Source organism: Streptomyces sp. NRRL WC-3626, from assembly GCF_000718785.1.
In the GTDB taxonomy this organism is placed as follows: Bacteria; Actinomycetota; Actinomycetes; order Streptomycetales; family Streptomycetaceae; genus Streptomyces; species Streptomyces edwardsiae.
In genome coordinates this window covers 56769-70460 of sequence record NZ_JOCA01000020.1, presented here as the reverse complement: position 1 = coordinate 70460, position 13692 = coordinate 56769, and the positions used below count along the sequence as shown (strand labels likewise).

Annotated in this window: 9 protein-coding genes and 1 tRNA gene; 9 read left to right on the top strand and 1 reads right to left on the bottom strand. The window is 72.5% G+C overall.

Features of this window, described 5'->3' with window-relative positions:
- Positions 1 to 23 precede the first annotated feature (23 nt).
- The 8 genes from IF28_RS0126450 (at position 24) to IF28_RS0126415 (ending at position 12327) form a co-directional block, all read left to right on the top strand.
- Positions 24 to 614, top strand: a complete 591-nt coding sequence (locus tag IF28_RS0126450; protein ID WP_030225048.1) for a hypothetical protein — start codon at positions 24 to 26, stop codon at positions 612 to 614.
- Between the two features lie 49 nt (positions 615 to 663).
- The gene (locus tag IF28_RS0126445; protein WP_030225046.1) at positions 664 to 2193 is read left to right on the top strand and encodes a DUF7059 domain-containing protein; all 1530 of its coding nucleotides are present in this window, start codon (positions 664 to 666) and stop codon (positions 2191 to 2193) included.
- Positions 2194 to 2512: 319 nt separating this feature from the next.
- Positions 2513 to 2710: a hypothetical protein gene (locus tag IF28_RS0126440; protein WP_030225043.1), complete on the top strand. Its 198-nt coding sequence runs from the start codon at positions 2513 to 2515 to the stop codon at positions 2708 to 2710.
- Between the two features lie 245 nt (positions 2711 to 2955).
- A complete protein-coding gene (topA, locus tag IF28_RS0126435; RefSeq protein ID WP_030225040.1) occupies positions 2956 to 5769 on the top strand; it encodes a type I DNA topoisomerase in 2814 nt (937 codons plus the stop codon).
- 149 nt (positions 5770 to 5918) lie between these two features.
- On the top strand, positions 5919 to 9161 hold the full coding sequence (tmk, locus tag IF28_RS0126430) for a dTMP kinase (RefSeq protein WP_030225038.1): 3243 nt from the start codon (positions 5919 to 5921) through the stop codon (positions 9159 to 9161).
- An 89-nt stretch (positions 9162 to 9250) separates the two neighbouring features.
- A complete protein-coding gene (locus IF28_RS0126425; protein ID WP_030225036.1) occupies positions 9251 to 10456 on the top strand; it encodes a DNA polymerase III subunit delta' in 1206 nt (401 codons plus the stop codon).
- A 96-nt stretch (positions 10457 to 10552) separates the two neighbouring features.
- The gene (locus tag IF28_RS0126420; protein ID WP_030225035.1) at positions 10553 to 12136 is read left to right on the top strand and encodes an alpha/beta hydrolase; all 1584 of its coding nucleotides are present in this window, start codon (positions 10553 to 10555) and stop codon (positions 12134 to 12136) included.
- Positions 12137 to 12253: 117 nt separating this feature from the next.
- A tRNA-Thr gene (locus IF28_RS0126415) sits at positions 12254 to 12327 on the top strand.
- 119 nt (positions 12328 to 12446) lie between these two features.
- Here IF28_RS0126415 and IF28_RS0126410 read toward each other — a convergent pair.
- Positions 12447 to 13106, bottom strand: coding sequence for a cysteine hydrolase family protein (locus tag IF28_RS0126410; RefSeq protein WP_030225034.1), 660 nt, complete (start codon positions 13104 to 13106; stop codon positions 12447 to 12449).
- A gap of 55 nt (positions 13107 to 13161) precedes the next feature.
- Between IF28_RS0126410 and IF28_RS0126405 the strand changes: the two genes are divergently transcribed.
- Positions 13162 to 13674, top strand: coding sequence for a PadR family transcriptional regulator (locus IF28_RS0126405; RefSeq protein WP_030225033.1), 513 nt, complete (start codon positions 13162 to 13164; stop codon positions 13672 to 13674).
- Positions 13675 to 13692 lie beyond the last annotated feature (18 nt).

Below are 13692 nucleotides of genomic sequence, written 5' to 3'. Positions count from 1 at the left end.
TGTATGTTCCGGGGCCGAAGGCCATGGAAGGGACCAATCCGGTGAACAAGAAGCTCGCGGTCGCACTGTCCGGCGGTGCGGTACTGGTACTGGCGCTGACGGGATGCGGCGGCGACGACAACAACGAGAAGCTGGACGCCTGGGCGAAGCAGGTCTGCGACGCCGTGCAGCCACAGGCCGCGAAGATCAAATCGGCCAACGCCGCGATCCAGAAGGAGACCTCGGACAACAGCACCCCGGAAGAGGTCCAGAAGGCCGACTCGAAGGCCTTCCAGGACATGTCCGACGCCTACAAGGCGATCGGCGCCGCCGTGAGCAAGGCCGGGGCGCCGGACGTCGACAACGGGGAGAAGAAGCAGACCGACGCGGTCAAGGAGCTCAACGGCATCTCCGCGTCGTACGCCTCCCTGAAGAAGCAGGTGGACGGTCTCGACACGGACGACCAGGCGGAGTTCGCCGACGGGCTGAAGGACATCGCCGCCGAGCTGGACAAGCTCGGCAAGAGCGGCAGCGACGCCCTCAGCACGCTGGAGGAGGGCGAGGTCGGCGAGGCCATGTCCCGCCAGGAGAGCTGCCAGACGGCCACCGCGACGGCCGGTACGGCCAAGAGCTGACGCGGAGGCAGCGGCCGCGGGGACGCGCCGGGTGAGGGCGGCGGCCACAATGGAGGGCGTGAGTGACGCCAGCCTGCCGCCCCTGCCCTCGTCCGACCGCCCCGACGCCGCCGCCCGGCTGAGGGACGCGCTGCTCGGAGCCTCCTTCACCGCCGACGGACTGCTCGAACTGCTCGGCGCCCCCGCCTACGCGGCACTGGCCCGCAGCGAGACGGTGCCCGCCCTGCGGGCCACCAGCGGAGACACACCGCTGGAGGCGCTCGTACGGCTGTTCCTGCTGCAGCAGCCCGTGCCGCACGCGCGTGCGGCCGCCGTACTGCCCGTGGACGTCTGTCTGGAGAGCGGGTGGCTGACGCGCGCCGGCGCGGACGCGCTCACCGCGACCGTGGACGTACGGCCGTACGGCGGGCCGGGTGGGGAGGACTGGTTCATCGTGTCCGACCTCGGATGCGCGGTCGGCGGCGCCGGGGGCATCGGCAGCCGCGACGAGGGCGTCGTGCTCGGCGTCGGCGGCGCGTCCACCACCCTGGCCGGCATCACCGTCCGTACGCCCGTGGCCTCTGCCCTGGATGTCGGGACCGGCTCCGGCATCCAGGCGCTGCACGCCGCCCGGCACGCCACGCGCGTGACGGCCACCGACGTGAACCCGCGCGCGCTGCACATCACCGCGCTGACCCTGGCCCTCTCCGGCGCCCCCGCCGCCGAGTTGCGCGAGGGGTCGCTGTTCACGCCGGTCCGGGACGACGAGACGTACGACCTGATCGTGTCCAACCCGCCGTTCGTGATCTCACCGGGTGCCCGCCTCACCTACCGCGACGGCGGGATGGGCGGGGACGATCTGTGCCGCACGATCGTTCAGGAGGCGGGGGAGCGTCTGAACACGGGCGGGTTCGCACAGTTCCTCGCCAACTGGCAGCACGTCGAAGGGGAGGACTGGCAGGACAGACTCAGGTCATGGGTGCCCCGCGGATGCGACGCGTGGATCGTGCAGCGCGAGGTGCAGGACATCACCCAGTACGCCGAGCTGTGGCTCAGGGACGCGGGCGACCACCGCGGCGACGAGGCCGAGTACCGGGCGCGCTACGACGCGTGGCTGGACGAGTTCGAGGCGCGCAAGGTGAAGGCGGTCGGCTTCGGCTGGATCACCCTGCGCAAGTCGGGCTCGGCCGCGGAGTCGATCACGGTGGAGGAATGGCCGCACCCGGTCGAGCAGCCGCTCGGCGAGACGGTCCGGGCGCACTTCGACCGGCTCGACTATCTGCGCACGCACGACGACGCGGCGCTCCTCGAGGCGCGCTTCGCGCTGGCCGCCGAGGTCGTGCAGGAACAGGTCGGGCTGCCCGGCGCCGAGGACCCGGAGCACGTCGTGCTGCGGCAGAACCGCGGGATGCGCCGCGCCACCAGGGTGGACACGATCGGCGCGGGCTTCGCGGGCGTCTGCGACGGCACCATGGGCGCGGGCCGGATCCTGGACGCCATCGCCCAGCTCCTCGGCGAGGACCCCGTCCTGCTGCGCGACCGCACGCCGGCCCAGATCCGGCTGCTCGTGGAACAGGGGTTCCTGGAGCCCGTCGGCTGAGGCGGGCGGCGGGTTCGGAGCCGGTCCCGGCCGGTTCGGGCGACAGCGGTCCCGTGGGCATCACGGAGGGCCGGCCTCGCGCGTCACCTCCTCATCACCGGTCTCGTACGTCACATCAGGCACCCCCGCCACAGACGCTCCCGGCCCTTTCCCCGCCGATCCGGAATGTCCGCGGAACGGCCATCCGGCCGTCCCGCGGACGCCCGCTCCGCCCCCGTGGCCCTCGCGTTCACCTCCGCTTCGCCTGCCCGCCGCCCGGGCGTGGCAGCGTCACCCGGAGGCTGGCCACAGCGGACGGGAAAGAGGGCGACGGGCGACCATGGAGAGCGGACCGGCGATCTTCGCGGGGATGGTGTTCTGCCTGTTCGGAGGCGGTTTGCTGGCCTGGACCGTGACCCGCGCGCGACAGCACCGCCCCGTCGCCCAGGGTGTGAGCCCCGTCGCGTCGGCCACCGTCGCCGGACTCGCCGCGACGATCTTCCTGGCCCTCGGCGCGTGGTGTCTCACCCGTCTGTGAGGGGCGCGTGATCCTGACCGCTCCCGGTAACCGGTAGGTCGCGCTCCGCATGTGTGCGGGCGCAGTCTGGACACTCCGGGCGGCAGGAACGGTGGTAGTCGGGTTACCGTTCGAGTGGCCGTTGCGGGCTTTTCCCGTTTGACACGGGGGCGGGATGTACCGTCACACTCCGCAGCGTCACCATGACCCGACCCCGGGGAGACCGTCCGGGGAACCCCGAGCGCCGACCGGAGAGAAGAGCGAAGTTGTCCCCGACCAGCGAGACCGCGAAGGGCGGCCGCCGACTCGTCATCGTCGAGTCGCCTGCCAAGGCGAAGACGATCAAGGGCTACCTGGGCCCCGGCTACATCGTCGAGGCGAGCGTCGGGCACATTCGCGATCTTCCCAACGGTGCCGCCGAGGTGCCGGAGAAGTACACCGGCGAGGTGCGTCGCCTCGGTGTGGACGTCGACCACGACTTCCAGCCGATCTATGTGGTCAACGCGGACAAGCGGGCCCAGGTCAAGAAGCTCAAGGACCTGCTGAAGGAGTCCGACGAACTCTTCCTCGCGACCGATGAGGACCGCGAGGGCGAGGCCATCGCCTGGCATCTGCAGGAAGTGCTCAAGCCGAAGATCCCGGTCAAGCGGATGGTCTTCCACGAGATCACCAAGGACGCGATCCGCGCGGCCGTGGCCAATCCTCGCGAGCTCAACCAGAAGCTGGTCGACGCCCAGGAGACCCGCCGCATCCTCGACCGTCTCTACGGCTACGAGGTGTCGCCGGTCCTGTGGAAGAAGGTCATGCCCCGGCTGTCCGCCGGCCGCGTGCAGTCCGTCGCCACACGGCTCGTGGTGGAGCGGGAACGCGAGCGCATCGCGTTCCGTTCGGCCGAGTACTGGGACCTGACGGGCACCTTCGCGACGGGCCGCGCGGGGGACGCTTCGGACCCGTCGTCGCTGGTCGCCCGCCTTCAGACCGTCGACGGCAGGCGGGTCGCGCAGGGCCGCGACTTCGACTCCCTGGGACAGCTGAAGAGCGCGAACACGCTCCACCTCGACGAGGCGAACGCCCGCGCGCTCGCCGCCGCCCTGGAGAACACGCGGTTCGCCGTGCGTTCCGTCGAGTCCAAGCCGTACCGCCGCTCGCCGTACGCCCCGTTCCGTACGACGACGATGCAGCAGGAAGCCTCGAGGAAGCTCGGCTTCGGCGCCAAGGCGACCATGCAGGTCGCCCAGAAGCTGTACGAGAACGGCTACATCACCTACATGCGTACGGACTCGACGACGCTGAGCGAGACGGCGGTCGCCGCCGCCCGCGCCCAGGTCACGCAGCTGTACGGCGCCGACTACCTGCCCCCGCAGCCGCGTACGTACGCGGGCAAGGTGAAGAACGCGCAGGAGGCGCACGAGGCGATCCGTCCCTCGGGCGACCGTTTCCGTACGCCCGCCGAGACCGGGCTGACCGGCGACCAGTTCAGGCTGTACGAGCTGATCTGGAAGCGGACCGTTGCCTCGCAGATGAAGGACGCCACCGGTAACTCCGTCACCGTGAAGATCGGCGGCACGGCGGCCGACGGCCGGGACGTCGAGTTCAGCGCGTCCGGCAAGACGATCACCTTCCACGGCTTCCTGAAGGCGTACGTCGAAGGCGCCGACGACCCGAACGCGGAGCTGGACGACCGCGAGCGCCGGCTGCCGCAGGTCGCCGAGGGCGACGCCCTGACCGCCGACGAGATCACGGTCGACGGGCACGCCACCAAGCCCCCGGCCCGCTACACCGAGGCGTCGCTGGTCAAGGAGCTGGAGGAGCGGGAGATCGGCCGTCCGTCGACGTACGCGTCGATCATCGGCACGATCCTCGACCGCGGCTACGTGTTCAAGAAGGGCACGGCCCTGGTGCCGTCGTTCCTCTCCTTCGCCGTGGTCAACCTGCTGGAGAAGCACTTCGGCCGGCTCGTCGACTACGACTTCACCGCGCGGATGGAGGACGACCTCGACCGCATCGCGCGGGGCGAGGCGCGTGCCGTGCCGTGGCTGAAGCGGTTCTACTTCGGCGAGGGAACGAGCAACGGCGACGCGGCCGAGGCGGGCAACGGCGACGGGGACCACCTCGGAGGTCTCAAGGAGCTGGTGACCGACCTGGGCGCGATCGACGCGCGCGAGGTGTCGTCGTTCCCCGTGGGCAACGGAATCGTGCTGCGGGTCGGGCGCTACGGCCCCTACATCGAGCGCGGCGAGAAGGACACCGAGGAGCACCAGCGCGCCGACATCCCCGACGACCTGGCGCCGGACGAGCTGTCCGTGGAGTTCGCCGAGGAGCTGCTCGCCAAGCCGAGCGGCGACTTCGAGCTGGGCGCCGACCCGGTGACGGGGCACGCGATCGTCGCCAAGGCCGGCCGCTACGGCCCGTACGTCACGGAGGTGCTCCCGGAGGGCACCCCGAAGACGGGCAAGAACGCGGTCAAGCCGCGTACGGCCTCCCTCTTCAAGTCGATGTCGCTGGACACGGTGACCCTCGACGACGCGCTGCGGCTGATGTCGCTGCCGCGCGTGGTCGGCGCGGACGCCGAGGGCCAGGAGATCACCGCGCAGAACGGCCGTTACGGGCCGTATCTGAAGAAGGGCACCGACTCGCGGTCCCTGCAGGCCGAGGAGCAGCTCTTCACGATCACGCTGGAGGAGGCGCTGGCGATCTACGCCCAGCCCAAGCAGCGTGGCCGGGCCGCGGCCAAGCCGCCGCTGAAGGAGCTGGGCACCGACCCGGTGAGCGAGAAGCCGGTCGTGGTGAAGGACGGCCGCTTCGGTCCGTACGTCACCGACGGGGAGACCAACGCGACGCTGCGCTCCGGCGACAGCGTCGAGGACATCACCCCGGAGCGCGGTTTCGAGCTGCTCGCCGAGAAGCGGGCGAAGGGCCCGGCCAAGAAGACGGCAAAGAAGACCGCCAAGAAGACGGCGGCCAAGAAGGCCCCGGCCAAGAAGACGGCGGCCGCGAAGAAGACCGCGGCGAAGAAGACCACGACCGCGAAGAAGACGGTGGCCAAGAAGGCGGCCGCCTCGAACGGCGCGGACGACTGAGCCTGCCCGTCGGCCCTCGGTGAAAGGTCCGTACGGATCTTCACCGGGGGTTCGGAATGCGAACGCCCCGGCAACACTTCGGTGTCGGGGCGTGTGCATGTCAGGCGCGTCGTGCCCGGGCTGTCGGCGCGGGCCGATAGGCTGAACGCATGACGCGAGCCGAGCAGCCAACGGCCCCACCAACGGCCCCCGACGACGCACTTGTCGCGGACTCACGCGAGCGTGCCGTCCGCGCCCTGCTGCGCCGACCGCAGCTGAAACGGCTGTGGAGTGCGCAGCTCGTGGGCGGGGTCGGCGATGTCCTCGCCCTTCTGGTGCTGGTCCTCCTCACCCTCCAGACGGCGGTCGCCGAGCAGTCCTTCGGCGGCGGCTACCGGGGCGCGGCGTTCGCAGTGGCGATCGTTTTCGGGGTGCGCATCCTGGCGACCCTGCTGTTCGGCGCCGTACTCCTCGGCCCGCTCACGTCGCTCACCTCGCAGGACGGCCCGCTGGACCGCCGCTGGACCATGGTCGGTGCGGACGGACTGCGGGCCGCGCTCCTCATCGTGGCGCCGCTGTGGATCGACTGGACGCCGGACAACGCGCTCGCCGTGCTCCTCGTCACCGCCTTCGTGACGGGTGTCGCCGAGCGGTTCTGGACGGTGTGCCGCGAGAGCGCCGCCCCCGCGCTGCTGCCCACCCCGCCCCCGGAGGGCGCCACCGTCCGGCCGCTGCCCGACCACATGGACGCGCTGCGCCGGCTGACACTGCGTACGAGCTTCGTCGCGATACCGCTCGCGGCCGTCACACTCGTCGTCGCGGCCCTCCTCAACAACCTGCTCGCCACGGGCATCGACTGGTTCGGCGAGCACCGGGCGGCCCTCGCCTCGTACGTCGCGGCCGGACTGTTCGCCGCGTCGCTGTCCGTGCTGACCTTCCTGGAGCTCCCCGGAACCCGCACCCCGCGCGCCCGGTCGCCGCTGGAGGGACTGCGCCGTCCGAAGAGCGCCGCCGGCTCCGACCGGGGCCGCACCGGCGCGCTGCCGCTGCTGGTGCTCGCCTCCGCGTCCGTCGCCGCCGCCGTGGCGGCCGCGGTCGCCGTGTCGGTGCTGCACGCCAAGGACCTCGGCGGCGGCCCCGTGCTCTACGGCCTGCTGGTGGGCGCGCTGACCGGTGGTGTCGTCGTCGGCATCCGTACGGCGCCGGCCCTGCTGCCCGCCCTGTCCCGGCGCCGGCTGCTCGCGCTCGCCCTCGCGTTCACAGGCGTGGCGCTGCTGGCCGCCGGACTTGTGCCGGACGTCACCAGCGTGGTGCTGCTCATGACGCTGGCCGGTGTCGGCGCCGGACTCGCCGCCAACACCGGGCACACCCTGCTCGACCAGGAGACCGAGGACCAGCGGCGGGCCCGTACGACCGAGCACCTGCACGCCGTGGTGCGGGTCTTCGTGGCGCTCGGCGCGGTGATCGCCCCGCTGGTCGCGGCGGGCATCGGACCGCACCGGCTGGAGAACGGCCGGTTCGTGTTCGCGCACGGCGGAGCCGCCTTCACCCTGATGCTGGTCGGCGCGCTGCTGCTGCCGTTGGCCGCGCTGGTGCTGGCCAAGGTCGACGACCGCTCCGGCGTGCCGCTGCGGCAGGATCTGCGCGACGCGCTCCTCCGCGGCGACGATCCCGCCCCGGCGCTCGCCGGGGCCGGCTTCTTCATCGCCCTGGAGGGCGGCGACGGCGCGGGCAAGTCCACCCAGGCCGAAGCCCTCGCCGAGTGGATCCGGGCCAAGGGCCACGAAGTCGTCCTCACCCGTGAGCCCGGCGCGACCCCGGTCGGCAAGCGGCTGCGGTCCATCCTGCTGGACGTCTCCAGCGCCGGACTCTCGCACCGCGCGGAGGCACTGCTGTACGCCGCCGACCGCGCGGAGCACATCGACACCGTCGTACGGCCCGCCCTGGAGCGCGGCGCCGTCGTCATCACCGACCGGTACATCGACTCCTCCGTCGCCTACCAGGGCGCCGGACGCGATCTGTCGCCGACCGAGATCGCCCGCATCAACCGGTGGGCGACCGACGGGCTGGTCCCGCATCTGACGGTGCTGCTCGACGTCGCCCCGGAGACCGCGCGGGAGCGCTTCACCGAGGCACCGGACCGGCTGGAGTCCGAGCCGGCCGAGTTCCACGCGCGCGTGCGGACCGGTTTCCTCACCCTGGCCGCCGCCGACCCCGGCCGCTACCTGGTGGTCGACGCCGGCCAGGAACCGGAGGCCGTGACCACGGTGGTCCGGCACCGGCTCGACCAGGTGCTGCCGCTGTCCGAGGCCGAGATCCAGGCCCGCGAGGAAGCCCGCCGCAAGGCCGAGGAGGAGGCCCGCCGCAAGGCGGAGGAGGAGGCGGCCCGCAAGGCCGAGGAGGAGCGACTCGAGCGCGAGCGCCAGGAGCAGCTCGCCCGGCTGCGCGCCGAGGAGGAGGAGCGCAAGCGCCGCGAGCTGGAGGAGGCGCAGCGGCGCGAGGCCGAACGGCAGGCGGAGGAGGCCCGGCAGCGGGCCGAGGAAGCACACCGGCGCGCGGAGGAGGAGCGGCAGCGGCTGCTCGCCGAGGAGAAGGCGCGCGCCGAGGAGGAGGCCCGCCGCAAGGCGGAGGAGGAGCGCCGCCGCAAGCAGGCCGAGGAGGAGGCGCGGCTGCGCGCCGAGGCCGAGGCGCTGCGCCTGGAGAAGCAGCGCAAGGCCGAGGAGGCGTTGCTGCGCGCGGAGCAGGCCCGGCGGCTGGCCGAACAGGCGGCGGCCGCCGCCGAGGCGGGCCCGGCGACGACCGGCCCGACGGCGACCGGAACGACGACAACCGGCTCGACGGCGACCGGCTCGGCGACGACCGGCGGCTCCGGGGCGGCGCGCCGGCGCCCCGTCGACGAGGCGGCGACCGTGCCGACGCCCGTGGTGAAGCCGGCCGACGCGCCGGGCGGCCCGGTCGACGAGACGGCCGTGCTGCCCCGGGTGCCGGACGAGGCCGCCGGGCGGCGGCCCGGTCGGACCCCGGTGTCCGAGGCAGAGGTGACGACCGAGCTGCCGAAGCCCCCGGTTCCGCCGGGCGCGGCCGACGAGACGGCGGTGCTGCCTCCCGTGCCGCCGGGCGCCGCCGACGACACCGCCGTACTGCCTCCCGTACGGGGCGACGCTCAGGGCCCGGCAGACCGGCGGGTGCCGTCCGGCTACTTCCGGGACGAACGCCCGGAGGCGCCCGACGACCGCACGCGTGAGCTGCCGCAGATCGACCCCGAGGACGCGGCGCGGCACCGCCCGCGCCCCGACTGGGCCGAGGAGACCCCGCTGGACGATCTGCCGACCCTGGCCGACGAACTGCTGGGCGCGCGCGACGGCGAGGACGAGGACGACGAGGGGGACGGCCGCCGGGGCCGCCGGCGCTGACCGGTGGGGTCCACGGGTGCGGGTGATGTCAGTGGTCACCCGCACAATGGATCCGGTGAGGCAGACGTGACGGAAGGGCGGGCTGACCCATGACCGTGTGGGACGACCTGGTCGGGCAGGAGCGGGTGAGCGAACAGCTCGCCGGCGCGGCCCGGGACGCGGACGCGTTCGTCACCGCCGTCGGGGCAGCGGGGCCGCCTCCCGGAGCGTCGAGCATGACGCACGCCTGGCTGTTCACCGGCCCGCCCGGCGCGGGGGTGACCCGGACGGCGCGTGCCTTCGCCGCCTCCCTGCAGTGCGTGAGCCCGGACCGGGCCCTCGGCGGGGCCCCCGGGTGCGGCTTCTGCGACGGCTGCCACACGGCGCTCGTCGGCACCCACGCGGACGTCAGCACGGTGGTCGCGATGGGCGCGGAGATCCTGTTCAAGGACATGAAGGAGACCGTCCGCAAGTCGTTCACCTCACCGGCGAACGGCCGCTGGCAGATCATCCTCGTCGAGGAGGCCGAGCGGCTGAACGAGAAGTCCGGCAACGCCGTCCTCAAGGCCGTCGAGGAGCCGGCGCCCCGCACCGTCTGGCTGCTCTGCGCCCCCTCCATCGAGGACGTCCTGCCGACGATCCGCTCCCGCTGCCGCCACCTCAACCTGAGCACGCCCTCGGTGGCCGCCGTCGCCGACATGCTCGTCCGGCGCGAGGGCATCGAACCGGACGTCGCCGCCTCCGTGGCCCGCGCCACCCAGGGCCATGTCGACCGGGCCCGCCGCCTCGCCACCGACCCGGCCGCCCGCGCCCGCCGGGCCGCCGTGCTCAAGCTGCCGCTGCGGGTCGACGACGTCGGCAGCGCGCTCAAGGCGGCCCAGGAACTCGTCGACACGGCGGCCGAGGACGCCAAGCAGCTCGCCGAGGAGACGGACACCAAGGAGACGGAGGAGCTGAAGGCGGCACTGGGCGCGGCCCAGGGCGGCCGGCTGCCACGCGGCACGGCGGGCGTGATGAAGGAACTCGAGGAGGACCAGAAGCGCCGCAGACGCCGTACGCAGCGCAACACCCTCGACATCGCGCTCAGCGACCTGACCGGCTTCTACCGCGACGTCCTCGCCCTCCAGCTCGGCTCCCGCGTCGCCATCGCCAACGCGGACTCGGAGGACGTACTGCAGCGCCTGGCCCGCGCCGGTTCCCCCGAGTCCACGCTGCGCCGTATCGAGGCGATCGCGGCGTGCGGCGAGGCCCTCGACCGCAATGTGGCCCCGCTGCTGGCGGTCGAGGCGATGACGATGGCCCTCAGAGCGGGCTGACCGCCCCGCCCGTCCGGCGGCTCGACGCGGTAACTCGTACGAGGCACGGCGTGCGCGCAGAGCACTCATGTCATTGCACACAGTTACGCTCGCAGCATGCACACATGGCGCACCCACCGCGGGACCCGCACCGCAGCCACCCTGCTCGCCGCCACCGCACTGCTGATCTCGGGCTGCTCCTCCGGGAGCTCGACGAGTACGGCCAGTTCGGCGGCGGAGGCGGCGGCAGCCCTCGCCCCCCTGCCCCGCTCCACACCCGCCGCTCTCACTCCGTACTACGAGCAGGAACCGGCCTGGCGCGACTGCGGCGTCCCCGGCTTCCAGTGCGCCACGCTGAAGGCCCCGCTCGACTACACCGAACCGTCCGCCGGTGACGTCCGCCTCGCCGTCACCCGCAAGAAGGCCACGGGTCCGGGCAAGCGGCTGGGCTCCCTCCTGGTGAATCCGGGCGGCCCCGGCGGCTCGGCGATCGGCTACGTCCAGGCGTACGCCGGCATCGGCTACCCCGCCGAGGTGCGCGCCCGCTACGACATCGTGGGCGTCGACCCGCGCGGCGTGGCCCGCAGCGAACCCGTCGAGTGCCTGGACGGGCCCGCGATGGACGCGTACACGCGGACCGACATCACCCCGGACGACACGAAGGAGACCGGCACGCTGGTCGCGGCGTACAAGAAGTTCGCCGAGGGCTGCGGGGCGGACGCGCCGAAGCTGCTGCGCCATGTGTCCACCGTCGAGGCGGCCCGTGACATGGACATCGTGCGGGCCGCGCTGGGCGACGCGAAGCTGCACTACGTCGGCGCCTCGTACGGCACCTTCCTCGGCGCCACCTACGCCGGGCTGTACCCGGACCGGGTGGGACGGCTGGTGCTGGACGGGGCGATGGACCCCTCTCTGTCGGCGCGGCGGCTCAACCTCGAACAGACGGAGGGCTTCGACACGGCGTTCACCGCCTTCGCGAAGGACTGCGTCCGGCACGACGACTGCCCGCTCGGCGGCCGGGACACCGGCCCCGAGCAGGTCGGCAGGAACCTCAAGGCGTTCTTCGACCGGCTCGACGCCCGCCCGATCCCCACCGGCGACGCCGACGGCCGCCGGCTCACCGAGTCACAGGCCACGATCGGCGTGATCGCCGCGATGTACGACGAGGGCGCGTGGCAGCGGTTGCGCGAGGCACTGACGGCCGCGATGAAGGAGAGCGACGGCGCGGGACTCCTCGTCCTCTCCGACAGCTACTACGAGCGGGACGCGGACGGCGAGTACAGCAATCTGATGTTCGCCAACGCGGCCGTGAACTGCCTCGACCTCCCGCCCGCCTTCGACACCCCGGACGAGGTGGCACGGGCGCTCCCCGCCTTCGAGAAGGCGTCCCCCGTCTTCGGCGAGGGCCTCGCGTGGGCCTCGCTGAACTGCGCGTACTGGCCGGCGAAGGCGACCGGTGGGGCCCAGCGCATCGAGGCGAAGGGCGCCGCGCCGATCGTCGTCGTCGGCACGACCCGGGACCCGGCCACCCCGTACCGCTGGGCCGAGGCCCTGTCCGGCCAGCTCTCCTCGGGCCGCCTCCTCACCTACGAGGGCGACGGCCACACCGCCTACGGCCGCGGCAGCGCCTGCATCGACTCCGCGATCAACACCTACCTGCTCGACGGCACCCCGTCGGCGGACGGAAAGCGCTGCTCCTAGCCGGTACCCCCGCCCCGGAGGCGGCCCCTCCGCGCCGCCTCCGGGGCCGGTACGAAGCACCCCCCGAAACTGTGTAGACTTACCGACGTTGCTGATCGCACCATAGGTGCGCGGCGCGCCGCCTTAGCTCAGATGGCCAGAGCAACGCACTCGTAATGCGTAGGTCTCGGGTTCGAATCCCGAAGGCGGCTCATTGATGAACCCCGGGTCGGATTCGATCCGGGGTTCTTTCGTGTCCGGTTCGGGACGCGGGTGGCTGCTCCGGGGTGATCGGTGCCGAGCGGTTCCGCGGACCGGCCCCGGTGGCCCGTCAGGCGGCGTTCGTCGTGGTCAGACGGGCGGTGATCTCCTCGGCGGGCAGCACGAGTGCGAAGCCCTTGCGCAGGACGGCGAGTTCGGGTTCCTGGCGTGACTCGTCGTCGGTGGCCGTGACGTCGGAGCCGAAGACGACCTTGTATCCGCGTTCGTATGCCTGGCGGGCCGTGGTGCCGCAGCAGTAGTTGGTGAGGGTGCCCGTGACGATGACGGTGTCGCGGTCGAGGTTGCGCAGGACGGTGTCGAGCGGGGTGTCGTAGAACGCCCCGTAGGAGGGCTTGCGGATCAGGACCTCGTCGGGGCGGCGGCCCATCGCGTCCCACACCCCGGCGGGGCCCGGCCGGTGCCAGTCGCTGTGGGCGTGCGGGAAGGAGCGCAGGGTGCGCGGCCGGTCCAGACCGAGATGGGTGTCGTCGAAGATGGTCCAGATCACCGGGACCGAGGCGTCCCGGCAGTCCTCGGCCAGTCGCCGCAGCCGGGGCGCCATCCGGGTGGCCGCGGGCACCCAGTGGGGACTCCAGCCGGGGCGGACGAACTCGTCCTGCATGTCGACGACCAGCAGAGCCGTCCGTTCGGGCCGTATGCCGAACGACGCCCGGCCCTGCTCGTAGGCGTCGCGCGCCCGCTCGGTCACCCATTCCTCGGTGTACGTCATGCCCTGCCCCCATCTCGTTTCGAGGTACCTCGATTCGATGTGCGACAGTAGCAGCATGCTCGAACTCGCGATCCTGGGATTCCTGGCCGAGGGGCCCCTGCACGGCTACCAACTGCGGCACCGGATAGCCCACTTGTCCGGTCATGCCCGACCGGTCAGCGACGGCAGCCTCTATCCGGCGATCAGCCGGCTGGTCGAGGCCGAACTGCTCGGCCGGAAGACCGAACCGGGCGCCTCGGCCGCGCAGCGGCACACCCTGAGCCTGACCGACGCCGGCCGCCGTGAGCTGCTGCGCAGGCTGCGGGATGCCGACGGTCTGGACATCAGTGACAGCACCCGGTACTTCACGGTGCTCGCCTTCCTCTCCCGGCTGCCGGACATCGCCGACCAGCACGCGGTGCTGCGCCGCCGTCTGGATTTCCTGCGACAGCCCGCGAGCTTCTTCCACGACGGTGACCGCCCGCTCGGCGCCGAGGAGACCGGCGACCCCTATCGGCGCGGCATGCTCACGATCGCCCGCGCCACCAGCCACGCGGAACGGGTCTGGCTCCGGGAGGTGCTGGGCTGACACGCCGCCGGGGCGTGA